The sequence below is a fragment of the Sulfitobacter sp. HI0129 genome, from assembly GCF_001635395.1.
Taxonomy (GTDB): Bacteria; Pseudomonadota; Alphaproteobacteria; order Rhodobacterales; family Rhodobacteraceae; genus Sulfitobacter.
Genome location: NZ_LWGH01000912.1, coordinates 1 through 524 on the forward strand (window position 1 = coordinate 1; position 524 = coordinate 524).

General features: G+C 68.1%; 1 protein-coding gene. It reads right to left on the reverse strand.

The window, feature by feature from the left end:
* Window positions 1-30: 30 nt before the first annotated feature.
* Window positions 31-524: AAA family ATPase (locus A3764_RS20885; RefSeq protein WP_150122358.1), on the reverse strand; the 494-nt coding region annotated here is incomplete at its 5' end.

The following is a 524-nucleotide window of genomic DNA, read 5'->3' on the forward strand; positions in this document are numbered from 1 at the left end:
GCGCGGTCTCCTCTTGGGCGGGGGTGCCGGTCACGCCGCGGCCTTTGCCCCGGTGAGCTGGGTCGCGGTCTCACTGATCAGGTCGCGCAGGCTGTCGCCCCGTGCGCGTGCGGCAAAATTCAGCGCCATCCGGTGGATGAGCACGGGATGCGCCATGTCGAACACGTCTTCGGCCGAGGGTGCGAGCCGCCCCTGCAGCAAGGCGCGGGCCCTGACCGCCAGCATGAGCGCCTGTGCCGCGCGGGGGCCGGGGCCCCATGCGACGGTATCGCGAACCTTGCTGCTGACATCTTCGCCATCGGGCCGGAATGCCCGAACGAGATCGAGAATGGTTTCCACCACGGAATCGCCCACGGGCATGCGCCGCAGAAGCCGTTGCGCATCCAGCAGTTCACCAGCGCCGAACACTTGTGTGGCTTCGTCTTCCGCTTCGCCGGTGGTCGCGATCAGGATGTCGCGCTCGGTCGCGCGGTCGGGATAGGGCACATCGATCTGGACCAGAAACCGGTCCAGCTGCGCTTCGG